The organism is Hymenobacter sp. UYAg731 (assembly GCF_054061335.1).
In genome coordinates this window covers 89274-113568 of record NZ_JBSSEC010000004.1, presented here as the reverse complement: position 1 = coordinate 113568, position 24295 = coordinate 89274, and the positions used below count along the sequence as shown (strand labels likewise).

Annotated in this window: 23 protein-coding genes; 9 read left to right on the top strand and 14 right to left on the bottom strand. The window is 61.6% G+C overall.

What is annotated here, in order from left to right; genetic code table 11:
- Positions 1-40 precede the first annotated feature (40 nt).
- Positions 41-907, top strand: coding sequence for a DNA-formamidopyrimidine glycosylase (mutM, locus tag ACVWYF_RS12500; RefSeq protein ID WP_457068427.1), 867 nt, complete (start codon positions 41-43; stop codon positions 905-907).
- Here mutM and ACVWYF_RS12495 read toward each other — a convergent pair.
- The 8 genes from ACVWYF_RS12495 to ACVWYF_RS12460 all read right to left on the bottom strand — a co-directional run bounded on the left by ACVWYF_RS12495 (position 863) and on the right by ACVWYF_RS12460 (position 6804).
- Complete coding sequence (locus tag ACVWYF_RS12495) at positions 863-1159, bottom strand: hypothetical protein (RefSeq protein ID WP_457068425.1); 297 nt, start codon at positions 1157-1159, stop codon at positions 863-865. The two genes, mutM and ACVWYF_RS12495, sit on opposite strands and share 45 nt — an antisense overlap.
- A gap of 103 nt (positions 1160-1262) precedes the next feature.
- Positions 1263-1580 carry a hypothetical protein gene (locus ACVWYF_RS12490; protein WP_457068423.1) on the bottom strand — a complete coding sequence of 106 codons (318 nt, stop codon included), beginning with the start codon at positions 1578-1580 and terminating at the stop codon, positions 1263-1265.
- A gap of 53 nt (positions 1581-1633) precedes the next feature.
- Positions 1634-1903, bottom strand: coding sequence for a hypothetical protein (locus ACVWYF_RS12485; RefSeq protein ID WP_457068421.1), 270 nt, complete (start codon positions 1901-1903; stop codon positions 1634-1636).
- Complete coding sequence (locus ACVWYF_RS12480) at positions 1903-3309, bottom strand: radical SAM protein (RefSeq protein ID WP_457068419.1); 1407 nt, start codon at positions 3307-3309, stop codon at positions 1903-1905. Before ACVWYF_RS12480 ends, ACVWYF_RS12485 begins: the two co-directional genes overlap by 1 nt.
- Before the next feature lie 94 nt (positions 3310-3403).
- A complete protein-coding gene (locus tag ACVWYF_RS12475; RefSeq protein ID WP_457068417.1) occupies positions 3404-4300 on the bottom strand; it encodes a tetratricopeptide repeat protein in 897 nt (298 codons plus the stop codon).
- Positions 4272-4844 carry a hypothetical protein gene (locus ACVWYF_RS12470; protein ID WP_457068415.1) on the bottom strand — a complete coding sequence of 191 codons (573 nt, stop codon included), beginning with the start codon at positions 4842-4844 and terminating at the stop codon, positions 4272-4274. Before ACVWYF_RS12470 ends, ACVWYF_RS12475 begins: the two co-directional genes overlap by 29 nt.
- 46 nt (positions 4845-4890) lie before the next feature.
- Positions 4891-5667: a prolipoprotein diacylglyceryl transferase gene (locus ACVWYF_RS12465; protein WP_457068413.1), complete on the bottom strand. Its 777-nt coding sequence runs from the start codon at positions 5665-5667 to the stop codon at positions 4891-4893.
- A 93-nt stretch (positions 5668-5760) separates the two neighbouring features.
- Positions 5761-6804 (bottom strand): SDR family NAD(P)-dependent oxidoreductase, encoded by a 1044-nt coding sequence (locus ACVWYF_RS12460; protein ID WP_457068411.1) that lies wholly within the window; start codon positions 6802-6804, stop codon positions 5761-5763.
- Between the two features lie 189 nt (positions 6805-6993).
- On the opposite strand from ACVWYF_RS12460, the gene ACVWYF_RS12455 reads away from it, so the two are divergent.
- Both ACVWYF_RS12455 and ACVWYF_RS12450 read left to right on the top strand, forming a co-directional pair.
- Positions 6994-7497, top strand: coding sequence for a hypothetical protein (locus ACVWYF_RS12455; RefSeq protein WP_457068409.1), 504 nt, complete (start codon positions 6994-6996; stop codon positions 7495-7497).
- 194 nt (positions 7498-7691) lie between these two features.
- The gene (locus ACVWYF_RS12450; RefSeq protein ID WP_457068407.1) at positions 7692-8735 is read left to right on the top strand and encodes a bile acid:sodium symporter family protein; all 1044 of its coding nucleotides are present in this window, start codon (positions 7692-7694) and stop codon (positions 8733-8735) included.
- Positions 8736-8863: 128 nt separating this feature from the next.
- Here the strand turns inward: ACVWYF_RS12450 and ACVWYF_RS12445 are convergent, their stop codons facing one another.
- The gene (locus ACVWYF_RS12445) at positions 8864-9577 is read right to left on the bottom strand and encodes a dienelactone hydrolase family protein (RefSeq protein WP_457068405.1); all 714 of its coding nucleotides are present in this window, start codon (positions 9575-9577) and stop codon (positions 8864-8866) included.
- Positions 9578-9712: 135 nt separating this feature from the next.
- On the opposite strand from ACVWYF_RS12445, the gene ACVWYF_RS12440 reads away from it, so the two are divergent.
- The 3 genes from ACVWYF_RS12440 to ACVWYF_RS12430 all read left to right on the top strand — a co-directional run bounded on the left by ACVWYF_RS12440 (position 9713) and on the right by ACVWYF_RS12430 (position 14898).
- Positions 9713-10762, top strand: a complete 1050-nt coding sequence (locus tag ACVWYF_RS12440; RefSeq protein WP_457068403.1) for an LLM class flavin-dependent oxidoreductase — start codon at positions 9713-9715, stop codon at positions 10760-10762.
- 303 nt (positions 10763-11065) lie between these two features.
- Complete coding sequence (locus ACVWYF_RS12435) at positions 11066-13615, top strand: TonB-dependent siderophore receptor (protein ID WP_457068401.1); 2550 nt, start codon at positions 11066-11068, stop codon at positions 13613-13615.
- Positions 13616-13662: 47 nt separating this feature from the next.
- Positions 13663-14898 (top strand): PepSY-associated TM helix domain-containing protein, encoded by a 1236-nt coding sequence (locus ACVWYF_RS12430; protein ID WP_457068399.1) that lies wholly within the window; start codon positions 13663-13665, stop codon positions 14896-14898.
- A gap of 38 nt (positions 14899-14936) precedes the next feature.
- Here ACVWYF_RS12430 and ACVWYF_RS12425 read toward each other — a convergent pair whose 3' ends face one another.
- From ACVWYF_RS12425 to dnaB, 3 genes are read right to left on the bottom strand one after another with little or no spacing between them, the layout of a single operon-like run.
- Entirely contained in the window at positions 14937-15725 is a 789-nt protein-coding gene (locus ACVWYF_RS12425) for a sulfite exporter TauE/SafE family protein (protein WP_457068397.1), read from the bottom strand.
- 12 nt (positions 15726-15737) lie between these two features.
- Complete coding sequence (locus ACVWYF_RS12420; protein WP_457068395.1) at positions 15738-16157, bottom strand: hypothetical protein; 420 nt, start codon at positions 16155-16157, stop codon at positions 15738-15740.
- Positions 16158-16160: 3 nt separating this feature from the next.
- Positions 16161-17771 (bottom strand): replicative DNA helicase, encoded by a 1611-nt coding sequence (gene dnaB, locus ACVWYF_RS12415; protein ID WP_457068393.1) that lies wholly within the window; start codon positions 17769-17771, stop codon positions 16161-16163.
- Between the two features lie 308 nt (positions 17772-18079).
- Between dnaB and ACVWYF_RS12410 the strand changes: the two genes are divergently transcribed.
- A complete protein-coding gene (locus tag ACVWYF_RS12410; RefSeq protein WP_457068391.1) occupies positions 18080-19492 on the top strand; it encodes a UDP-N-acetylmuramate--L-alanine ligase in 1413 nt (470 codons plus the stop codon).
- 176 nt (positions 19493-19668) lie between these two features.
- On the opposite strand, the gene ACVWYF_RS12405 is transcribed toward ACVWYF_RS12410, so the two are convergent.
- Both ACVWYF_RS12405 and ACVWYF_RS12400 read right to left on the bottom strand, forming a co-directional pair.
- On the bottom strand, positions 19669-20229 hold the full coding sequence (locus ACVWYF_RS12405; protein ID WP_457068389.1) for a hypothetical protein: 561 nt from the start codon (positions 20227-20229) through the stop codon (positions 19669-19671).
- 86 nt (positions 20230-20315) lie between these two features.
- The gene (locus ACVWYF_RS12400) at positions 20316-21113 is read right to left on the bottom strand and encodes a M48 family metallopeptidase (RefSeq protein ID WP_457068387.1); all 798 of its coding nucleotides are present in this window, start codon (positions 21111-21113) and stop codon (positions 20316-20318) included.
- A gap of 211 nt (positions 21114-21324) precedes the next feature.
- Here ACVWYF_RS12400 and ACVWYF_RS12395 point away from each other — a divergent pair, with 211 nt between their 5' ends.
- Positions 21325-21939 carry a fumarylacetoacetate hydrolase family protein gene (locus ACVWYF_RS12395; RefSeq protein ID WP_457068385.1) on the top strand — a complete coding sequence of 205 codons (615 nt, stop codon included), beginning with the start codon at positions 21325-21327 and terminating at the stop codon, positions 21937-21939.
- 155 nt (positions 21940-22094) lie between these two features.
- Entirely contained in the window at positions 22095-24098 is a 2004-nt protein-coding gene (locus ACVWYF_RS12390; RefSeq protein WP_457068383.1) for a M23 family metallopeptidase, read from the top strand.
- Positions 24099-24295 lie beyond the last annotated feature (197 nt).

Genomic DNA, 24295 nt, shown 5'->3' with positions numbered 1-24295 from the left:
TTCTATAGCGCATCAGCCCCCAACCCTCAATACTTCTCAAGTGCCCGAACTACCTGAAGTCGAAACCTACCGCCGCTTTATTGACGAGCTGGCCGTGGGCCAGACCATCGCCGCCGTGCAGGTGAACGATGCCCACGTACTGGCCACGCCCGAAGACCAGCTCCGCGCCGGCCTCGTGGGCCGCACCATCAGCGGCACCTCGCGTCTGGGCAAAAACTGCTTTCTGGAACTCGATAACGGCCAGGTGCTCGTGCTGCACTTTGGCATGACCGGCGACATCGGGGCCTACCGCGACGAGCCCGACGCTCCGCGCTTCACCCGCGTGGCCCTGCACCTGGAAGACTCCGGCCTGCGCCTCGCCTTCATTGACCCGCGCAAATTCGGCCGCATCCGCCTGGCTGAAAGCGCCGCTGCCCACCAGGCCGCCAAAAAAATCGGCCCCGATGCCCTCGCCATCACCACCGCCGAGTTGCAGGCGAAACTCAGCCGCCGCAAAACGCTACTCAAGCCGCTGCTGCTCGACCAAAGCATCACCGCCGGCCTCGGCAACTGGATTGTGGACGAAGTGCTGTTTCAGGCCAAAATCAACCCCGAGCGGCTGGGGACTTCGCTCACCGAGAAGGAGTTCAAGGCCCTGCACGCCGCCATTCAGCTAGTCCTCACCACGGCCATCAGCCACGAGGCCAACTACAAATATTTCCCCAAGTCCTTCCTCATCCATGCCCGCGAGTGGGATGATTCGGCCACGCCTGGCTCCGACGCGCATACCTTCTGCCCGCGCCACCCGAAGGTGAAAATCGAGAAAGAATACGTGGGTGGCCGCGCTACCTATACCTGCCCGAAGTGCCAGCCCGCGCCCGAATCAGTGCATGTTGCCGAGGCCGCCACTGAGCATAAAAATGCCTGAGCACGCTCCAAATCCGATAATCAGCACCAGCAGCATGCTCAGGAAATAGGGCGCGGCCCCCACCTCCTGCGGCCCCCGGCCAAGGTGCGCGAAGCCCAGAATCAGGTTGAACAATGCTTGGCCCAAATAGGCCAACCCAAAAATGAAAGCCGCCGACTGGTCGATAAATTTCGCGGCCAGCCCCAGCACGACAGCTGCTGCCAGCAGGGCCAGCAGGTTGTTGCGCACGATACTGCCAAACGTAGGAGGCATAATAAGTGGCTGGTTGGTTAATGACTGACGGTGCAATATATACCGTAAACGATATGCTTCCAGCCCGCCGCTTGGTATTACCTGGGTGAAAATAAGCCTCTGCTCAGTGCCCACCGCCCATGTGGGCCAGCGAGTAGGCGCAGCTGCCCAACCCAATCAGGAATATGCCGATGCCGGAATAAATGCAGCCCATCACTGTTTGGCGGCGGCCCATAAATGCCAGAATAATGGCCGCTAATACATTAAGGCCAAAAAGGCCCGCCAACGCGAAAAAATAAGCATAAGCGGTTTCACTCGGCTTGCCATCGCCCGCCGCGAAAGCCACCAGATAGAGCACCAGCATCAGGGCCGCATTGAGCAATAGCGGCGGGCGCACGCTGCCGGGGTCTTTTGGCGGTTGGGGGGCAGATTCAGGCGACATCGTACAATCAGGTGAAGGAAACGGCTGGTCAGTGGCCGCCGTGCAGGCCGCCGTTAGATGTAGAGGGCACACAGGCCAAACCCAATCAGCGGCACCAAAAGGGCCGACAACACGAAGGCCGCTACCCAATGCAAACGGCCAAACAAGCGCGTTAGCACCGCCGCAGAGCCATTGATGAGCACCAGTGCGATGATGACCACCACCATAGAGCCGACTTCGCCCCGTTCGTATACGATTGCGGCCAGCAGCAGCAGCAGATTCACCGCAATGGGCCAATTAATGGGCTTCTTTTCCTCGGGCGGGGGCGTTGGAAGAGGCTCCATCAAATGATTCCCACCCGCTCGGCCCGCAACTCCTCCAGCCGCGCCAGCTTCTCGGGGTCGCGGTAGAAAATGTTCATCGTTTCAAAGGGAATGATTTTCAAGTCTTTGCTCACGATGTGGACGCAGGATTTTTTCACCGCCCGCACGTCGAAATTATACGCATCCATGAATTGCAGGATGATGATGCGGAACAAATTATCATAGCCCAGGTTGGGGGCCGACACCTGCGGCAGGCAGCACAGCAGCTGATTGATTTCGGGCACCACCGTATCCACCGTATTGGCGGTGCTGAAGAGCTTGAGCATGTGCTGGCGCAGGCGCGGGTCGCGCTCATACACAATGGTGTTGCCGCCGCTTTGGAGCAGCTCGGCGGGGTCCACGTAGCGGGTGAGGGGGAAGACTTCGCCGTCTAGTTTTAGCGCATAAGCCATTGCCAAAGCATCGGGGTTGCAGGGCACGGGCAGCAGGTCGGCGGCCGTGAAAACCGGGCTCTGGTCGATGATGCCCTGGCGCACTTCGGTGAGCGAAAACGAGTCGGTTTCGGGGTTGAAATTATCGAGTCGCCCGGCCGCCTGCGTGGGCTGAAACGTGACGCCGCGAATGCACTTTTGCTTCAGTGCGTAGTCGATAATGTCGCCCATCTCGTCATCATTCAGGCCCTTTTGCAAGGTCACCACCAGCGTGGTGCTGAGATTATATTTATTCAGATGCTCAATGGCTTGCTTGCGCACCTCGCGCAGGTCGCGGCCGCGCATGGTCAGCAGCACGTTTTCGCGGAACGAGTCGAACTGCAGATACACTTCGAACGCGCCCGAGTAGGTGGCCAGCCGCGCCACAAACGCTTCGTCCTTGGCCAGACGCACGCCGTTGGTGTTCACCATCAGGTGCTTGATGGGCTTGCTTTTGCACATGTCCAGAATTTCCCAGAACTGCGGGTGCAGCGTCGGCTCGCCGCCGGATATCTGGATGACGTCGGGCTCGCCCTCGTTGGCCACCACCAGGTCCACCATGGCTTCCACTTCCTCCAGGGTGCGGTGCCGGCCGTGGGTGGGGCTGCTTTCGGCGTAGCAGGTGGGGCAGGTGAGGTTGCAGCGGTCGGTTATCTCGATGACGGTGAGGCAGCTGTGCTGCTCGTGGTCGGTGCAGAGGCCGCAGTCGTACGGGCAGCCAAAATGCGTGGCCATGTTGAAGCGGCGGGGCGTTTCGCTGGGCTTCACGTAGTTGCGGATGCTTTTGTAATACTCAATATCGGTGGCAATACGCACCTTCTGCCGCCCGTGCTCCGGGCAGCGCTTGAGCATGAATACGTTGCCGTCTTCAAACACGATTTTGGCCTCGATGCGACGCAGGCACGTCGGGCACAGGCTGAGCGTGAAGTCGTAGTAGGTGTAGGGCCGTTCGGGCATGGCGGAGGCTGAGAAAGGAGGAAATAGGTGGCGTAAGATAGTAGGGGCGGGGCTTGCCCCCGCCCGGACGCTTGCACCGACACAACGATTCCGTTCAACGATGGGCGGGGACAGGCCCCACCCCTACATCATTTCCTGCTTCCTTCATCGCCTGCGTCACTTCGTATTCCGTTATCTGCTCCGGGTAGTTGGCATAAAAAATACTGTCCTCATTCAGCCGGTAGCCACCAATCAGCGCCCGCTGTGCGGCTTCCAGATGCTGCCGGGCCAGGGCCGTTTGCCCCTGCGCCCGATAGGTAAGCGCCAGGTAATAATTGGCCTCCGGATGCTGCGGATATGCTTTGAGGCACTGTTGCAGGTACGTCTGGGCCGGCGCGTACTGTTTGAGGCGGGCGGCCACCACGCCGGTGTACAGCAGGGTGTTGAAGTGAATCTCACCCTGCCCGGTGGGGCCGCGCTGCAAGGCCATATCTTGGGCAAATGCCATCTCGGCCAGCTTATAATGGCCCAGCTCCAACTCGCAGGCTCCCTCGAAAAACGCATAGGTGTGGTCCTGTTCGCGGCCGTTGGGATTGAGCTTGGCCGCGCGCCGGAAATCAGCCAGCGCACCCGCGTAGTCCTTCGTAAAAATGCATTTGAGGAAGCCTCGGTAGGCCAGGTAGCGGTTGGCATCCAGCGCCACGGCCTGGTCCATGAGGGGCATTGCTTTCGCATAATCGCCGCAGTCAATCAGCGGCATGGCCTTTTGCTGGTAGGCCTGGGCGATGTTGGGGCAGGCCGCAATCAGGCTGTCACAATACTGTCCCCACTGCGGACTGAGGTAGCTGGTACGGTGCGCGCCCCGGTCCAGGTACCGGGCCACGAGGCTGTCCTGGTACGCTTTGCTGCCGCAGTCGCCGGCCACCACTTTGGGGGTGATGGCCTGCTGGCAGTGCCCCGGCCGCGCCAGGGCCAGCAGCAGGCTAAGGAATAACGGCCACGACTTTCCCATCGGTGATTTTGAACGTTAAATAAGTGAAGTAACTAACGGCGTGGCTGCTACACGTTGCTATCCGCCAGTCTTTCAGCGTTTTCAGAAAGGCGTACAGCTCACTCACCAGCTCCGGGCGGAAGTGAATGGCCACGTAGTTCGCATCGGTTTGCAGCACCTGCGTCATCGGCTGCCGGAACCCCGCGCAATCGACCACAAACCGAAACGTGACGTATCCGCTGCCGCTGAATCTGCGGTTGCCGCGCAGTAAAAAGGTGGTGGCTTCCCGCACCAGCGTAGGCGAGCTGCGCGGGTATTTCCCATCCACGGCGAAATATGGCAGCGTCATGGTCTTCGCACAGGCCGGGTTGCGGGTGGTGGTGGTGTCTAGGTATTCGCCTTCGTGGAACGTGAGGTACTGGGCTCGGGCGGGGAGGCTGGCAATAAGCAGCAGTAGCCAGATTAGAAGCGGGTGTTTCACGCAGCCGCTGTTGTTGCCGAAGTGGCTCTGGTATGATGAGGTGCGGGCACAGGCTGAGGGAAAAGTTGTGGTGGAAAGGGTCATTCGGACATGAGGTGGGACGGAATTAATGTATCATTCATGATTTTTTCTAACATGATGAGTTAGTTGCAGGCTGGTCGTTATATGTATTTAGCAGCTTGAGCCACCCCCAAACATAATACCCCAGCCCCGCCACGCACGCCCACTGTATCGCCGTGAGCCCGAGCCCCGGCAGCGCCGTAGTAGGCTTGATAAACTCCACCAGCAGTCGGAACAGCAAATAGCTGCTCAGAAACAGCTCGAACCGCCGGCCATCGGCCAGCCTCCCGCGCCGCGTCAGCAGCCAGAGCAGCAGCCCCAGCGCCGCCAGAAACAGGATTTCGTAGAGGTTGGTGGGGTGGCGGCGCACGCCATCGCCGAAATTGATGCCCCAGGGCAGGGCCGTGGCGGTGCCGAAGGTGCCATCTTCCAGGCCGCTGAAGAAGCAGCCTAGCCGGCCGATGGCCAAGCCCAGCAGAATGGGAAACACCATGAGGTCGCCGCTACTGGCCGTCACGCCCAAGCGCTTTTTGGTGAGCTCCACGCCGATGAGGCCACCCAGGAAGCCGCCCACAATGGTTTTATTGGTGAAGTAGTAGAGCCAGCCGCCGGGCGGGTGCGCCAGCAGCTCGGGGTGCTCCAGCAGGCCCAGCAAGCGCGAACCGAGGAGTGCGCCGGCGGCGGCACCCACAAAAATCCACTGCCGGTGGGTGTCGCTGATGCGGTCGGCGTGGGTGGTGCGCAGGCGCTGATAGAGGCGGAAGCCCAGCGAGTAGGCCAGCACTTCGCACAGCAAGTGTACGGGCAGGCGCGCGGAACCCAAGGCTAGCTCAACGGGGAAATGCATGAGGTAGAGACGCATAATTGCGTCTCGTCGTTGAACGAGGCCGGCACGAATAGAAGCAGTGCGGCGCAAACGACGAGACGCAAATATGCGTCTCTACAACTCGTTATTCTTCGCGGCAGCTTTGCGCGTCAGCGTCGTGAGTGGCGAACGGGTGGTTTCCGACTCGCTCTCGAAGCCGGTGCGGCGCACGTTGGCGGCCGGGCTTTCGCCGGTGGCGGGCAGGGCACGGTTCATCCAGCTCAGGATGTCGGTGGTGGTGCCGGGCAGCAGGCCGTGGAAAGCGGCCAGGAATTTGGCGGGCAGCGAGAGAATGACCTCGCCATCGCCCCGTCGGCAGGCATTCCAGATTTGGCGGGCGGCCTGCTCGGCGCTGAGCGTGAAGCCGGGCAGCGAATCGGCAATGCTAAACCAGGCAAATTCCTTCTGCTGCTGGCCCTTGAACTCGGCGTGGTCGGGGCTGCCGGTGCGCAACAGGCCCGGGCACACGGTGGTGACCGAGATGCCGTGCTGGTGCAACTCGGCCCGGAAGCCTTCGGACAGGCCCACCAGCGCAAACTTGCTAGCGCTGTACGGAGCCATGTGGGGCAGCGCCACCTTGCCGCCCAGCGACGAAATATTCACGATGCGGCCCGCGCCGCGCCGCCGCATGCTGGGCAGCACGGCCTGCATGGCGTGCAGCGGAGCCCAGAAATGCACGGCCATCGAGTCCTCGAAATCGCGCACGTCCATGTTATCCAGTGGGCCGGCGGTGATGATGCCAGCGTTGTTGATGAGTACATCGACCGGCCCGAGGCGGGTTTCAACCTCGGCTACCATAGTGCGCACTTCCACTTCGTTGGTGATGTCGCGCGAGAGCGTCAGCACGTCGGCCTCGGCCGCGCCGGCCATGAGCAGGTCTTGGCGCGCGCGGGCCAGCTCGGCTTCGTCGCGGGCGCAGATGGCCACGCGGGCACCCTCGGCCACCGCCTGGCGGGCCAGCACCAGGCCCAGCCCGCGCGAGCCCCCGGTGATGAGCACCACGCGGCCGCTCAGGTCGTAGGAGCCCCGGCGGTTGCCCCACAGGGTAAGGGCCAGGGTGGCCGCGCCGAGGCTGGCGGCCAGCAGCCAGTTGGATTTAGAGCGTTTGGCGTGTTTCATGGTCAGTAGTATGGAAAAAGCGGCCCAAAGGTTGCAAGCTGAGCCGGGGAGGCCCGAATTTTCGGGGTGCGCTGGCACAAAAGATGCGTGGCAGGGCGTTCGGCACGAAATGAGCCGGGCTTTCGGCCGATATTTACTCCGTCATAGCCCTATGTTTACGGGCACTGTTTTTTGCTTTTCCGCTTTTCTATGAAACTCTTGTTGCTCTCGCCGCTGCTGGCCCTGGCTCTGTTGTCGGCGGCTCCGGCCGCCCACGCGCAAGCCACCGTCAAAACCAAGGTGAAGCCCGCCGGCCAGCCCAGCGTGAAAACCAAAACCACCGTGCCGGCTGAGTCCCTCGTGGCAACACCCCCCGATGCCGTTATCGATGCCAAGGCCAACGCCCTCACCACCAACATGCAGCAGAACCTGGGCCTCACGCCCCAGCAAACCGAGAAGGTGCGCGTCATCAACCGGCGCGCCGTGGAGCAGGTCGAAATCAGCCGGCTGCGCTACAAGGCCGACCCCCGCAAGCTGGCCGGCGTGGTAGAAAGCGCCGGTCGCTCGCGCCTCGAAGCCCTCAAAGACGTGCTCAACCCCGCCCAGTTTGGCAAATACCAGCGCAAGCGCGAGGAGAAGATGGGCGTGCCCAACGTGCAGGGCGTGCAGGGCAACGCCGCGCCCGGTCTGGGCGGCGGAGTTCCTAATGAGTAAGCAACGGTGTAGAAACGCCTGTTTTCGTCTCGGCGTTTGCGCCGATTGGGCAAGCTTAGGTCTCCGCCCTGTCATCGTTCAATGCTGAGACGCGATGGGTCGAGCCTTTACAAAAAGCGCCGGATTTGCCTGAATTCGGCGCTTTTTTGTGTTGTGGCCGCATCAACCCAGCCCGTCCGGCGTATTCTTGCGCTATGACTCCCGTTCTGCCGCCTGCCCCAAACCGCTTTGCCGCCCTCTTATCCCGTGCCGGGCTCGACTGGTTTTTGCTGGCGCTGCTGGGTGTGGTGGCGCTGGCTTACTTCGCGCCCGGTCTTGGCAGCAAGGCCAGTCCCGTGCCGTGGCACCGCATTACCACGGTGGGCGTAGCGCTGGTTTTCTTCTTCTATGGCCTGAAGCTGAGCTTTGAAAAGCTGCGCGATGGCATGCGCAACTGGCGGCTGCACGCGCTGGTGCAGCTGAGCACGTTCGTGCTGTTTCCGGCGCTGGCGCTGCTGGCGCGGCCGTTTTTGGGGGCCGAGGGTGGCGAGCTGCTCTGGCAGAGCATCTTCTTTCTGTGCGCGCTGCCCAGCACGGTTTCCACGTCGGTGGTGATGGTGAGCATTGCGGGCGGCAACCTGCCAGCAGCCATTTTCAACGCCAGCATTTCCAGCCTGTTGGGCATTGTGGTCACGCCGCTGCTGTGCAGCCTGTTTTTGCACACCGGCACCGGTGGCATCCAGCTTTGGAGCCTCGGCTTGCAACTGCTGTGGCAGGTGGTGCTGCCGGTGGGGGCGGGGGTACTGCTCAACTCCCGCTTCCACGCCTTCGCCGAGCGTCACAAGGCCGGTCTGCGCGTTTTCGACCAAGTCACCATTCTGCTCATCGTCTTCACCGCCTTCTGCGATTCCTTCGCCGATGGCATTTTCGGCCGCTACCGCCCGGTCGATGTTTTTAAGCTGGGCGCGGGCATGGTAGTGCTGTACCTGGTGGTGTTTGCTAGCATCTGGGGGCTGAGCCGCGCCCTGAAATTTCCCCGCGCCGACCAGATTGTGGCCGTGTTCTGCGGCTCAAAAAAATCACTGGTTCACGGCAGCGTGATGGCCAGCCTGCTGTTTCCGGCCAGTGCCGCCACCGGGCTTATTCTCCTGCCGCTCATGCTGTACCACGCCCTCCAGATTATCCTGGCCAGCAGCATGGCGCAGTACCTGGGCCGGCAGGTAGCGGCCGAACCGGCGCGGGTAGCCGTTGGGTCGTAGCGGAATAAATAAAAACGTCATGCTGAACTGGCCGAAGCAGCTCTACCGCAAGAGTAAATCAATTACTACCGCGGTAGAGCTGCTTCGGCCAGCTCAGCATGACGTTTTACGGTCACACGCTATCAGCGCTACGCCCCCAGCTTCTCGCCGAAAAACGCCAGCGTCAGCGCCCAGGCCTCCTTCGCGGCTTCGGGGTGGTAGCTGGGCCGCGCGTCGCAGTGGAAGCCGTGGTCGGCGTAGGAAATCACGGTGTTGATGTAGAGCTTTTTGGCCGCTTCCACGGCCTCAATTACCTGGTTAATATCGGCTTTGCCGATGTGCTCATCGAGCCCGCCCCAGAAAAAGAGGTGCGTAGCGTGCAGGTCCTTGGCGCGGTCGGCAATGGTGTGGGTGCCGCCGCCGTAGTACGACACGCCCGCCGCCAGTGGCAGCACGGCATTGGCCAGAAACGACACCCGGCCGCCCAGGCAAAAGCCGATGCTGCCGATTTTATCGGCCATCACCAGCGGCTGGGTTTGCAGCCAGTCGAAGGCCGCGTGCAGGTCCGCAGTCAGGTCGTCGTTGTTGATGGCGATGTAGTGGGGCATGGCCTCGGTGCCAAAATTGGCGTACTCGATTTCGAGGCCCGGCGCGGCGGTGCGGTGGAACAGCTCGGGGGCTACCACGGCGTAGCCGGCCGCCGCCAGCCGGTCGGCCACGCTGCGGATGTGATGGTTCACACCAAAGGCTTCCTGGAGCAGGATGATGCCGGGCACGGGGCCAGTGCCGTTGGGAAAAGCCGTGTAGGCCCGCATTTCGGTGCCATCGGCCACGGTGAGGGTCACGAAGTTTTGGTCGCTCATTATAAGAGGAAATAAGAGTTGTTTCGGCCCTTAACAGCTGAACCGGCAATTGTTCATCGCGGCGGCCCGGTTCGCAGCGGTTCCGAACCGGATGGTGCCGCCGGTGGTTTACCACCTTGTTCCAATCTTCCAGCTATGAACGCCACCCCCAAAATTCGTCTCAACGTCCTCGACCAGTCGCCCATCCGGCCCGGCAGCACCGCCCGCGAGGCCCTGCTTGAGACCGTGCAGTTGGCAAAGCTCGCCGACCGCCTCGGCTACACCCGCTTCTGGGTGAGCGAGCACCACAACACCAATACCCTGGCCGGCTCCACGCCCGAGGTGCTTATTGCCCACCTCGGCAGCCAGACGCAGCACATCCGGCTGGGCTCGGGCGGCGTGATGCTGCCGCACTACTCGGCCCTGAAAGTGGCCGAAAACTTCCGCCTGCTCGAAGCCCTGTTTCCCGGCCGCATCGACCTGGGCATGGGCCGCGCCCCCGGTGCCGACCGCCTCACCGCCCACGCCCTCAACCCCAGCAACACCTTTAGCGAGCAGGATTTTGTGGAGCAACTCATGGACCTGCAAGCCTACCTGCGCGACGAAAAAGTGCCCGATACCATCCATGAGCGGGTAATGGCCGCTCCCCAAACGCCCACCGCGCCGGAGCTCTGGCTGCTGAGCTCCAGTGGCCAGAGCGGGCTGTTTGCCGCGCACCTGGGCATGGCGTTTTCCTTTGCCCAGTTCATCAATGGCGCGGGTGGCCCGGCGGCCGTGCGCCAGTACCGCGAGCGGTTCCGTCCCAGCCGCGAGCTGGCCGCGCCGCTGGCCAACGTGGCCGTGTTCACATTTTGCGCTGATACCGATGAGAAGGCCCAGGAGCTGCGTAAAGCCATGGACATGCAGCTGATTCGCTTCAACCGGGGCGAATTCCGCATCTTTCCCTCAACTGAGGAAGTGCGCAACCACCGTTTCTCCGCCGAAGACCAGGCCCACCTCGCCTTCAACCGCAACCGCGTGGTGAGCGGCACGCCCGAGCAGGTCCACGCCCAGTTTACCCAGCTGGCGGCCGACTACGATGTGGATGAAATCACGGCCGTCACCATCACCACCGATTTCGAGGACCGTCTGCGCTCCTACGAGCTGCTGGCCGAGGCCTTCGAGCTAACGCCGGTAGCGGCCGAGCAGGAAGCCCTGCTGGCCTGATTGGGATGAATATTGACGCCTGACAAATCTGCCGAGCTGCTCAGAACCTCGCCCGAACGGCGTATAGATGCCTCCTTGCGTCTATAAAGCAGCGGCTGAATCTCCAGCATAATTGATTTACAACAAAATGCCCGGCTCGATAGTCGGGTATTTTTGTTGTAAATCAGGTGGTTGGATAGTTGATTAATGGGTTGATGTCGCATCAATTCTGAAGGCATTCCGTTTTTCAGTAAAAGTTTATTTGGAACAATTCTAAATAGCGAGCACCTTTGTACTCTATTTTGAATCTGTCTAAATAACCTCATGAGGTACTTCGCCCCGCTTCTGTCGCTTTCCATTGCCCTGCTACCTGCCAGCGGGTTTGCCCAAAACATGCCGATGCGGCATCACAAGCAGTACGGCAACGATAATAGTGGCACCGTGACGGGCCGCGTGCTACTGGCCGACGGCCAGCCGGCCGAGCAGGTTTCGGTGCGCCTCAAAGGCGGCGAGCGCGGCACCGCGACGGCCGCCGATGGCAGCTTCACGCTGAAAGTGCCGGCGGGCTGGCAGGCATTCGTGGTGAGCTGCCTGGGCTGCCAGGCCCAGGAAGTAGCCGTGGAGGTACAGCCCGGCCAGACCACGGCCCTGCCGTCCTTCACGTTGGCCCGGGGCGAGCAGGAATTGCAGGAAGTGACCGTGACGGGCGCTAAAAGCCTGAACCAGCGCACGCCCAGCGTGGGCAAGATGCCCATCGCGCCCCTTGACAACCCGCAGGCCACGCTCACCATCGAACGGCCGGTGCTGGAGCAGCAGCAGGCCCTGCGCCTGAGCGACGTGCTGGCCAACGTGGCCGGTGTGTACGTAATGGGCACCACCGGCGGCACGCAGGAGGAAATTGCCAGCCGGGGCTTTGCCTACACCAGCGCCAATACCTTTAAAAACGGCGTGCGCTTCAACAACGGCATCATTCCCGAAGTAAGCTCCCTGGAGCGCATGGAAGTGCTGAAGGGCAGCGCGGCCATCCTCTACGGCAACGTGGCGGCCGGCGGCGTGCTGAACCTGGTGACCAAGAAGCCGCAGTTTCAGCGCGGCGGCTCGGTGGGGCTGCGGGTGGGCAGCTTTGGGTTTGTGAAGCCCCAGTTTGACGTGTACGGTGCCATGGGCCAGAGCAGCAAAGTGGCGTTCCGCCTGAACGGCACCTACGAGCGCGGCGACAGCTACCGCGACGGTGTGAGCAGCAACCGCGTGTATGTCAACCCTTCGCTGCTGTTCCGCCTCACGCCCAAAACCGACCTCATCATCGAAGGCGATTACCTGCGCGACAACCGCACGCCGGACTACGGCATCGGAGCCATTGATTATCAGATTCAGGACTCGCGCAGCCGCTTCCTCAACGTGGCCGGGGCCAGCAATGCCACCAACCAGACCAGCGCCACCGCCACGCTCACCTCGCGCCTCAACAGCACCTGGCAGGTGCGGGCCGTGGGCTCGTTCCAGCGCTACGACAACGCCCTGAAAAGTGCCGCCCGCCCCACCGGCATCATTGCCACGCCGGGCGTTGCGTATGGCAACTGGACGCGCGGCCTGCAACGCACCGAAACCACCGAAAACTACTTCCTGGCCCAGCTGGACCTGACCGGTAATTTCCGCACCGGCCCGGTGGGCCACACCTTGCTGGTAGGGACCGATGCCGACCAGTACGACACCAACACGCTGGCCTACACCAACCCGGCCTCGGCCACGCGGCCCACTACCGCCGTCGCGGCCTACGATGTTATTAATATCCTCGACCCCAGCAAAGTAATTACCCAGCCCGCCGAGCGCCTCACCGATTTTAACAGCCTGGTGCGCAACGCCCTGACGCTGGGTAACACGCGCCGGGCCGGCTTCTACGCCCAGGATTTGCTCAGCCTTTCGGATAAGGTGAAGGTGCTGGCCGGCCTGCGCTGGAGCTACCAGGAAACGCCCAGCAACGTGTACACTTACAACACGATTGCCAGCGTGGTGGCCAAAACGGCCAACACCTACGTGGAAAACCGCCGCTACGACAACGCCTTTTCGCCGCGCCTGGGCCTGGTATACCAGCCCATCAAAACGACCTCGCTGTTTGCGTCTTACGCCAATTCTTTTGCGCCCAATACCGGGATTGATTTGCAGGGCAATTCGCTGGCCCCTTCGCTCATTGACCAGTACGAAGCAGGCATCAAAAACGAGCTGTTCAAAGGGGCCATCTCGGCCAACGTGACGGCCTACCGCATCGTGAACAGCAACCAGGCCCAGGCCGTGCTGCCCACCGACCCGCGCTTTACCACCGCCGCCACCGCCAGCCCCATGGAGCTGGCCGGCCAGGTCACCAGCAAGGGCGTGGAAGTAGACGTGCAAAGCCGGCCCATCAACGGCATCTCGCTCATCGCGGGCTACAGCTACAACCAGACGGCCTACACCAAAAGCAACATCTACGAAGACGGTAGCCGCCTGCGCTACAACCCCGCCCACACGGCTAACGCCAGCCTGTACTACAGCTTCGGCAACGTGTTTGCCAACAGCGTGCTGCGCGGCCTGAACGCCGGCGTGACGGCCTACTACGTGGGCGACCGCCTGGCCGGCCGCAATAGCCGCACCCTGAACCCCGCCACCGGCAAACCCTGGGTTGATGCCAGCAACAACCCGGTGGCCGATGCCTTTAAGCTAATTGCCCTGCCCAACTACCTGCTCTTCGATGCCTCACTGGGCTACTCCTACGAGCGGTTCTCGGTGCGCGTGAAGCTCGCTAATTTGCTCAATGAGCTGAGCTACAACGTACACGATGACAACAGCATCAGCCCCATTGCGCCCCGCAGCTTTGCGGCCACGCTCACCTACAAGCTGTAAGCATTGCCGTCGGCTACGCTTCAAAAACAAATTATCTGCCCGAGCTTATGACCCCGGTTAAATCTGCTTTCCGCACCGTTCACCTCTGGCTGGGCCTGGCCTCGGGGCTCATTATCGTCTTTGTATGCCTGACGGGCAGCGTGCTGGCTTTCGAGCAGGAAATTGAGCAGGCGTGGCACCCGGCGCGCTACTTTGTGGCCCCCGCCACCACGCCGCGCCTGCCGCTGGCGCAGCTGGCCGAGGCCGTGAAAGCCCACCAGCCCAAAGCCAAAATCGGCGGCTTCAAACTCTACGCCGACCCCGGCCGCACCGTGGAAGTGAGCCTGGCCGGTGGCGATGCCGGTGGCAAGGAGGGCAAAGGTGGTGCCCGTGGCGGCGCTGGCCAGCTGCCCAGCGAAGGCCGGCCCGGCGCTGGCCTCGGCAAAGGCGGCAAGGGTGGCAAAGGCGAAAGCGGCGGTGCCCGCATCTTCGTGAACCCCTACACGGCCGCCATCACGGGCGAGCTGAACCCGCGCGACAGTTTCTTCAAAACGGTGGAACAGCTGCACCGTGGCCTGGTGGCCGGCAAAATTGGCAAGCTGGTGATGGGCGTGAGTGCCACGGTGTTCCTGTTCATCCTCGGCACCGGGCTGGTGCTGTGGTGGCCCACGGCCCGCAAGGCCCTCACGCCGCGCCTGAAGGTGAAATGGGGCAGCGGCTGGAAGCGCCTGAACCACGATTTTCACATTTCACTGGGCTTCTACGCCTCCGTATTCCTGTTCATCATGGCCCTCACGGGCGTAGGTATGTCGTTCGATTGGGTGGGCGCGGGCATCAACAAACTCACCCACTCACCCCTGAAACGCCCCGAGCCACCCACCTCGGCCGCGCCCGCCGTGGTAGGCACGGCCCCCTTCGCGGCCGATGCCGTGCTGGTCCTGGCCCGTCAGCAAGCCCCGGATGCCGAGTCATTCAGCTTGCAAATGCCGAAGGAGCCCACCGGCAGCATTCGCGTGGCCGTTTTGCGCCCGGGTGCCGTTGCCGACAATGCCACGGATGAAGTGTATCTCGACCAGTATTCCGGCCGCGTCATTAGTAGCCAGGCCTATGCGCAGCGGCCCGTGGGCCAGCGCATTCGCGGCTTGTTCAAACCGGTGCATACCGGGGCCATTTTTGGCCTGCCTACCAAGATTCTGGCTTTTATTATCGGTCTATTGGGGGCCACTTTTCCCATCACTGGCACCGTTATGTGGCTGAACCGGCGGCGCAAAAGCCAGCGCAAAGCGCAGCTGCAAGTGGCCTGAAAACTAGCAGCGCAAGCTTAGGCTTGGGCTATCGGTTTTCAGGCAAACGTCTCCCAGCCCAGCTTCAGAATAAATACGCTGACCACCACCAAAAACAGCACCCGGACGAAGCCTGTGCCCTGCCGCATGGCCACCCGCGCCCCCAGCATGGAGCCCAGCACGTTGCACACGGCCATGGGCAGCGCCACCTGGTACAGCACCTGGCCGGTTGAGATGAAGTAGGCCAGCCCGGCAATGTTGGTGGCCACATTCACCACTTTGGCCGAGGCCGAGGCTGCCAGAAAATCATAGCCAAACAGCCCGACGAAGGCAAACAGCAGCAAGCTGCCCGTGCCCGGCCCAAAAAAACCGTCGTAGAACCCAATGCTGGCCCCCAGCGCCACGCCCGTCCACAGCTCGCGCCGGCCGTGCAGGCGCGGCGCGTGTAGGCTGCCAAAGTCCTTGCGCCAGAAGGTGTAAGCCGCCATGAGGACAAGCAGGGCCAGCACCAGTGGCTTCACTAGGTCCTTGTTCAGGCCGCTCACGGCGCGGGCCCCCAGCAGCGCGAAGCAGCCCGCCACCACGGCCGCCACCGCCACCGTGCGCCAGCGAATGGGCACGCCGGTGAGGCCCCGCAAATACCGAAATGCCGACGCCGACGTGCCCGCCAGGCTAGCCACTTTGCCCGTGCCCAGCACGGTAGCCACCGGCGTGTCCTTCGGCAGCAGCAGCAGCATGGCCGGCAACTGAATCAGCCCGCCGCCGCCCACCATCGCATCAATAAACCCGGCCAGAAAGGCGAAAAAACCCAGTCCGGCAATTGTGGAAGCATCAACAGCGTAAGCCATACAGAAAACGGCTCAGGCAGCAGGATGCGTCAGGCTGTAAAAAATCAAGGCAAGAATCGGCACCGTAATGGCCAGGCAAATCAGTAGCGGTTTCACAATGCTTTTGGCCGGAAGCTCGTCGCGGTTCGCAATGAATTTCTTTGCGTATGCCTCCAGGCCCATCGACCCGAGGTAGCCAACCACGATTGGGAAAACGCTGCTGGTGGAGCTGGTGGGCACGTACGTCATCAGCCAGGTCATGGCCACGGTGTAGCCAATGCCGCCCCAAAGGGCCTTGCGAGCCGCTTCGGGCTGGCCAACATCTTTTAGATTCTGCGCGGTCATCACTCCACCGGCGATGGCGCTGAACAACATGGAAAACGCCCGAACCGCCCGAGCCGAATAGAGCGGAAGGCTGGCGGCAAAACCTGGCGATTGATTCTCAGACTGCATTGCTTAGAACGGCGGCTCCTCGCCGAAACTGTTGCTTTTTGGGAAAGGCACCGGCGACTCGTTAATTTTCGAGCCCAGGCGAATAGTCGTCGGCGCAAAGGGACTCGGCTCGCTGTCGAAGTTGCTGGCGGGCAGGGCCATGGGCTGGTAGCCGCTGCTGTCGAAGCCGCCGCCCACACCGTCGAGGTCGGCAAACTTGGTAAACTTGCCGATGAACTTGAGTTGCACGGTTTCGAGCGAGCCGTTCCGGTGCTTAGCAATGATTACTTCGCCCACGCCCTGGGTCGAGTTGCCCTCGGCATCCTGGTCGAGGCCGTAATACTCCGGCCGATAGAGGAAGATAACCATGTCGGCATCCTGCTCGATGGAGCCCGATTCCCGCAGGTCACTCAGCTGCGGCTTCTTGTCGCCGCCCCGCGTTTCCACCGAGCGCGAAAGCTGCGACAGGGCCAATACAGGGATGTTCAGCTCCTTGGCAATGCCCTTGAGGGCCCGCGAGATGCTGGCGATTTCCTGCTCGCGGTTGCCGCCGCGGCCGTCGGTGTTGCCGCTCATCAGCTGCAAATAGTCGACGATAATCATCTGCACATCCTTCTGCGAGCGCAGGCGGCGGCACTTGGTGCGCAGCTCGCGGATGCTCAGACCGGGCGTGTCATCAATGTAAATCGGCGCGGCCGAGAGGGCCGTAATTTTGTGATTGAGCTGCTGCCACTCGTGGTCGGCCAGGCTGCCTTTCTTGATTTTTTCGGAGTCCAGTTCTGCCTCGGCCGAAATCAGACGATTGACGAGCTGCAGCGAGGACATTTCCAGCGAGAAGATGGCCACGGCTTTCTTGAAATCCACGGCCGCGTTGCGCATGGCCGATACTACGAAAGCCGTTTTTCCCATGCCGGGCCGAGCTGCAATAATCACCAGGTCAGAGGGTTGCCAGCCGCTCGTGACGCGGTCCAGCGCCGTGAAACCAGTGGGTACGCCCGTCAGGCCATCGGCCTGGTTCTTCTTTTCTTCCAGCTCCTTGATAGCCTTGCCCATCAGGCTCCGCATATCATCAAAGTTCTTACGAATGTTCGATTCCGACACTTCGAACAGGGCCGACTCCGTATCATCAAGCAGCTTGAATACGTCGGTGGTGTCTTCGTAGGCATCACGCTGAATTTCGGTCGAAATCCGAATCAACTCGCGCTTGATGGCGGTTTCGGTGATGATGCGGGCGTGGTATTCCACGTTGGCCGCCGAGTTCACTTTCATCGTGAGGTTGGCCACACCAAAGGCGCCGCCAGCGGCTTCGAGCGCGCCCATTTCGCGCAACTCCTGCACCACCGTAATCTGGTCGATGGGTTCAGACTTATCAAACAGCCGGATAACGGCTTCGTAAACAAGCTTGTGCGAGGGTTTGTAAAAGCTCTCGGGCTTGAGCAGGTCAATGACCGAGGTGAGGGCATCTTTTTCCAGCATCAGGGCACCGAGCACGGCCATTTCGAGCTCGGGGGCCTGGGGCGGCAGCTTGCCGGCCGCACTGGCATTCTGGGGGACCACTATGCCGCCCCGATTGGCCCAGGCCGCTTTGGCACGGGCGGCGGATTGCTTCAGGCGGTCATCCATTTGGTCGGGCATAGGGAAAGGTGGCTAGCTAAGGTAACGAAATAGCGGGGACAACGAGGCCGGCCCGGAAAAAACCGAGCCGGCCACGATATACACAAAGCTAACCCCGACGGCACAGAAAAGATTGGCCCGCGCTCCCGATTCTTTCGGGCCGGCAATGGCGGCGGCGGCCCGGCCTTTGTACTTTCGCGCCCTTGCTTTCTGGTTGTCAGTCGGTAATTCTGAGTTGCCGGGGGCAGATGTTGGGGAGGAATTTCTCCGTAGCCCACCCGGCGCTAGTTCCCTGCGCACTGACAACGAACACCTAACAACTTCTCCATTTGGAATCCACCACCAGCCCCGCCCAGCCCGAACGGAACGTCGGCGCAAGCCAAGCCATTCACCTCATCGCGGTGGGCGGCAGCATCATGCACAACCTGGCGCTGGCCCTGCACCGCCGGGGTGCCCACGTCACGGGCTCCGACGACGAAATTTTTGAGCCCGCCAAAGGCCGCCTCGCCGCCGCCGGCCTGCTGCCCGCCCAGGAAGGCTGGGATGCCGCCCGCATCACGCCCGATTTGTCGGCCGTCATCGTGGGCATGCATGCTCGGCCCGACAACCCCGAGCTGCTCCGCGCCCAGGAATTGGGCCTGAAAGTTTACTCTTTTCCCGAGTATATTTACGAGGCCAGCCGCGACAAGCAGCGCATCGTCATTGGCGGCTCGCACGGCAAAACCAGCATCACGGCCTGCATTCTGCACGTTTTGCGGTTCCACGGGCGCAAGTTCGATTACGCGGTAGGTGCGCAGCTGGCGGGCTTCGACTTGATGGTGCAGCTGACGGATGATGCGCCCATCATCATTATTGAGGGCGATGAATACCTGTCGTCGCCGGTGGACCGGCGGCCCAAGTTCCACCTCTACCAGCACCACATTGGCGTGATTTCGGGCATCAGCTGGGACCACATCAACGTGTTTCCGACCGAGGAAATTTACCGCGAGCAGTTTCGCATCTTCGCCGACATGACGCCCAAGGCCGGCGTGCTCATCTACGACCGCGACGACGAACAGACCCAGCTCATCGCCGTGCCCACCAACCCCGACGTGACCTACATCGGCTACGGCCCGCACGAAAACGTTATCCGCGACGGCCGCACGTACCTGCTCAACAAAAAGGACGAAGAAGTGCCCGTGCAGGTATTTGGCGAGCACAACCTGCGCAACATCTCGGCCGCCAAGGAGGTGTGTAAGCAGCTGGGCATCAAGGGCAAGGATTTCTTCCGGGCGGTGGCCACGTTCCCCGGCGCGGCGCGGCGGCTGGAGCTGGTGCGCGAAGGCGCTACCTCGGTGGTATACAAGGATTTTGCCCACGCCCCCAGCAAGCTCAAGGCCACTGCTAACGCCCTGAAAAAGCAGTTCCCGCAGCGCCGCCTGGTGGCCTGCCTGGAACTGCACACGTTCAGCAGCCTCAACCCGGCCTTTCTGCCGCAGTACGCGCACTGCTTCGATGCGCCCGACGTGGCGGTGGTCTACTTCAACCCTCACGTACTGGAGCACAAGCGCCTGCCGCCGCTGGCCGCCGCCACCGTGGCCGAGGCCTTTCAGCGGCCCGATATCAAAGTTATTACCGACAGCGCCGAGCTGGCCGCGTTTCTAAGAAGCCAGGCCTGGGGCAATGCCAACCTGCTGCTCATGTCCTCGGGTGCGTTCGACGGGCTGGATTTGAACGGCCTGGCGGCGGAAATTGTGCGGTAAGCTTTAGCTTGCCTTGAGTATGCACCCGTCAACAAACCACAGCTTACCACACAAAAAAGCCCGCTATGCAGCGGGCTTTTTTGGCGTTTGGGGCACGGCGGGCCGTTTCTTATCGGTGGTGATGAGCAGGGCCAGGGCCGTGAGGGCGGCCCGGAGCAGCCATTTATTGCGCGTGTTCATTGGGCTGCGGAGAAGAGGGAGTTGTTGATGTCCACTTTCAGGTCGCAGGTGCTGCCGCCCACTTTTTCGCCGCAGGTGGTGCCCACGATGCGGCCATTCTCAAAGTTGAAGAAGCACATGGGGCAGCCCTGGCCGGTGATGGTGTAGCGCTCGGCGGTGGGGCGCAGGTAGTAGGTATTGTCGCCGCCGCCGGTGAGCGGCAGGGCCATGGCCCGAAACATGCCATTGCGCAGGCCCATGCCGATGAGGTAGTAGCTCACCGGCTCATCGGGGCCCACGGGGGCTTTGCGCACCTGAATTTTATCAACCACCGTGCCGTCGGCAAACTGCCGGATGAAGGCTTTGGCCAGCTCGCTGCGCGGCGTGGTATACTCCGTCGAGCTGTCGGTGAAATGCACGATTTGCCGGCTTTCCGGCTTGGAAATGGCCTCGCCCTTGATGCGGTTGGGGCTGCCGAACTCGTTGGTGGCCTGCTTGGTGCTTTCGCACGACATCGCCAGTAGCATTACCAGAATGCTCAACAGGCCCAATCCAAGCAAGCGCGGAAGGTATTTCATAGGTGCAATGAGGAATGAAGAATGAGGAATGAAGAATTATTCGAACGGTAATTCTTCATTCCTCATTGCCAGTTAAGCGCAGCGTTCTAGCGGGGTTTGTAGTACTTACGGGCTTCCGGCAATTCGCGCTGAATATCCGCGATGCGGGTACCGTTGGAGGGGTGAGTGGAGAGGAATTCGGGCGGCGACGCCTGGTTTTCGCGGGCATCCATGCGCTGCCAGAACGTAATTGCGCCGTCGGGATTGTACCCGGCCATGGCCATGAAAATCAGGCCCAGATGGTCGGCCTCCGATTCCTGGTTGCGGCCGTACTTCAGCAGGCCCACCTGCGAGCCCACGCCAAACGCCTGCAACGCCAGCTGCTGCGTAGCCGCGCTATTGGTGGAGAGTGCGGCCGACAGCGCCTGGCCGCCCGCCTGTTGCAGCAGGCCCTGGCTCATACGCTCAGAGCCGTGCTTGGCCACGGCGTGTGCAATTTCGTGCGACATCACCACGGCCAGGCCGTTATCGTCCTGCGTGATGGGCAGAATGCCGGTGTACACGGCCACTTTGCCGCCGGGCATGCACCAGGCGTTCTGCTGGGCATCGTCCTTGATAACGTTGAACTCCCACTGGTAGCCGGCCAGTTGGTCGGCGGCGTTTTGCTGGCGGAAATACATTTCTACCGCCGCCTGAATGCGCTGGCCTACGGTGCGGACCATGGCCACCTGCTGCGAGTTAGTGGAAAGTGGGCCTTTGGCAATAACGTCGCGGTACTGCGTGGCGGCTAGGATGTTGATTTCGCTGTCGCTCACGAGGCTGAGCTGGCGGCGGCCCGTAATGGGCACCGTGGAGCAGGCGGAAAGCAAGGCCAGGCTGGCAACGAGGGTGAGTTTTTTGAGCATGAGCATAAGTAAGAAAATGGAAGAAAGCGCTGGGCCCGGGCCGTACGTAGTAGGCCCCGACGCGGGCTCCCGTTGCGGCCTATACGGCAGCAGGGCGGGGTAAAGTTTTGGCTTTATACGGCTACCGGCCCGGAAAAACCGGCCGGCCGATTGCCGTAAGCCAGCGGGGAGCCGTAGTTTTGACCTATCTCCGACCCGCTTCCCCGTCGTCATGAAAATCATCTGCATCGGCCGTAACTATGCCGACCACATTGCCGAGCTGCACAACGAGGTGCCCAGCGCGCCCGTCATCTTTATGAAGCCCGAAACGGCCCTGCTGCAACGCGGCCAGCCGTTTTTTATCCCCGAATTCTCGCAGGACATTCACCACGAAATAGAACTGGTGCTGCGCGTGAGCAAGAACGGCCGCCACATCGATGAGTCGTTTGCCTTCAATTATTTCGACGCCATCGGCCTGGGCATCGACTTCACGGCCCGCGACCTGCAAGCCGAACTTAAGCAGAAAGGCCTGCCCTGGGAGCTGGCAAAGGCCTTCGACGGCTCGGCCCCGATTTCGTCCACTTTCAAGCCCGTGGCCGACTTTGCCGACCTGGCCAACATCAACTTTCACCTCGAAGTGAACGGCGAAACCCGCCAGACCGGCAACTCCGGCCTGATGCTGCACCCGTTCGCCAAAATCATTGCCTTCGTCTCGAAATACATCACCCTGAAAATGGGCGACCTGATTTTCACCGGCACGCCCGCTGGCGTGGGTCCGGTGCAGGTGAGCGACCAACTGGAAGGCTTCCTGGAAGGGGAGAAGCTGCTGGAATTGGGCATTCGGTAGGAATTAGGAACGGGTGTAGAGAAGCATAATTGCGTCTCGGCGTTGAACGGTGCTATCCGGCCGATGCTAGGCGGCGCGAACGCCGAGACGCAATTATGCTTCTCTACACCCATTCATCAAAACAAAGAATTAGCTGAATTAAAAGAAGCGTTATTGTGCAAAAGGGAAAGCTGACTGTGCGGTTGATATTGAGTGTGTTTTTGGTGCTGCTGGCGTGGCGAGTAGGGGGGCAGGAGGCCGATACTTCCGACCGCGACCGCGCCCCCGGCGAGCTGCTGAAGGCCGGGCGGCCCACCGTGGCCCCGGGCTATTTCATGTTCCCGATTGCGCCGGGTAAGCCGGGTTTCCTGGCCGGGAGCATGGGCGAGTTGCGGCCCAACCACTTCCACGGCGGCCTCGACATCAAGACCGGCGGCGGGGTGAACCAACCCGTGTACGCCGCCGCCGATGGCTACGTGTCGCGCCTCAAGCAGTCGTCGTTCGGCTACGGCAACGTGCTCTACATCACGCACCCCAATGGCCTGACCACCGTGTACGGCCACCTTAACGAGTTCAAGGGCGCGTTTGCGGCGGAGCTGCTGCGCCGGCAGTACGAGAAGCAGAGCTACGAACTGGAAGCCTTCTTCGAGAAGGACCGGTTTCCGGTGAAGAAGGGCGAGCTGGTGGCGCTGAGCGGCAACACCGGCGGCTCGGCCGGCCCGCACCTGCACTGGGAGGTGCGCGACGCCCAGGACCGGCAGTACAACCCGCTGCAATGGGGCGGCTTCCCCGAGATTCAGGACCATGTGGCCCCCACGTTGCAGGCGTTTGCGCTGGAACCATTGGGGATTGAGGCGCGGGTGAAAAACGTGTTTGCCAAAGCCCTGTTCGTGCCCAAGGTGCAGCCGGGGCCGGGCGTGGCCACTACCTGGGCCGATACCATTAGCGCCTTCGGTACGGTGGGCGTGTTGGTGCAGGGCTTCGATAGGTTTGATAATGCTTGGAACCGCAACGGCATCCAGCGAGTAGCTGTGACGGTGAACGGGCAGCCGTTTTACCAGCACAACATCGACGCGATTCCTTTCCCGACGGGTACCCGGCAGGTGGGCAACTTCGTCGATTTCCTGTACCAGAACACCCAAGGCCGCACCCTGCAAAAGCTGTGGGTAGATGATGGCAACGACCTGCTGATTTACGCCACCACCAGCCCCACCAAGGGCCGCCTGACCGTGGAGGCCGGCAAAATCTACAACGTCGACATTACCTTGGCCGACTCCTACAATAACCAGACGGCCCTGCACCTGGTGTTGCGCGGCGAGCAGCCCGCCTACTTCAAAACCCGCGCGGCCGTGGTGAAGAAGCCGGCCCTGCGCTTCGAGGTGACCCGCAACCTGCTGAAAGCCGTATCAGCTGACCCCAGCGCCGACTCCGTGGGGGCCAACCTAGTGCTGCTGCGCGGCAACCGCCGCCTCGAAATCCGCCCGAGCTACACCCAGAACAGCGAAAACGTGTACCTCTACGACCTGCGCGCCGGCCTGCCCGATTCCATCCGCTTCGGCCCCATCACCAAGAAGTTCGACCGGCAGGTGATGATTCCGGCGGGCCAGGAAACCACCTACGCCACGGCCAAGCTAAACGTCATGTTCGGTAAGGAAACGCTGTTTGGCAACCTCTACCTCAGCACCAGCTACAAGCCCGAACTCATCGGCAGCGGCTTCTGGACGGTGGGCTCGCCGCTGCTACCGCTCTACCACACGGCCGTGCTTACACTCAAGCCCACCACCCCGCCCACCGACCCGGCGCGTACCGCCATCTACGCGGCCACGCTGAAGGGTGGCAAGGCTTACCTCGGCGGCAAGTGGGACGAGCAAGGCAACATCACGGCCAACATCCGCCAGTTTGCCTCCTACCGCATCCTCACCGATACCGTGGCCCCCAAAGGCAGCCTCATCGGGCGGCCCGGCGGGCAGGTGCTCTTCCGCGTGGGCGACGACCTTTCTGGCCTGGCCACCTACCGCCTGCTGGTAGGCGGGCGGTTCCGGATGCTGCGCTTCGAGCACAAGAATTCCACGCTGTTTTCAGTGGCGACCGATACGCTGGGGGCTCGCTTGAAAGGCCCCGCCGAATTGCGTTTGACGGACCAGGCGGGGAATGAGCGGGTGATTCCGCTGAGCTTGTAGGAGCGGGAGAGGAGTAAGTGGTAAAAGAACGTCATGCTGAGCGTAGTCGAAGCATCTCGCGTGCTACCACTAACCTTTTTCTCGCGATTGGATTACTACCCCACGCGAGATGCTTCGGCTACGCTCAGCATGACGTTCTTTTTAATTCAGCACTCAACCCACAGCACTCAACCCACAGCACTCAACCCTCCTAATAC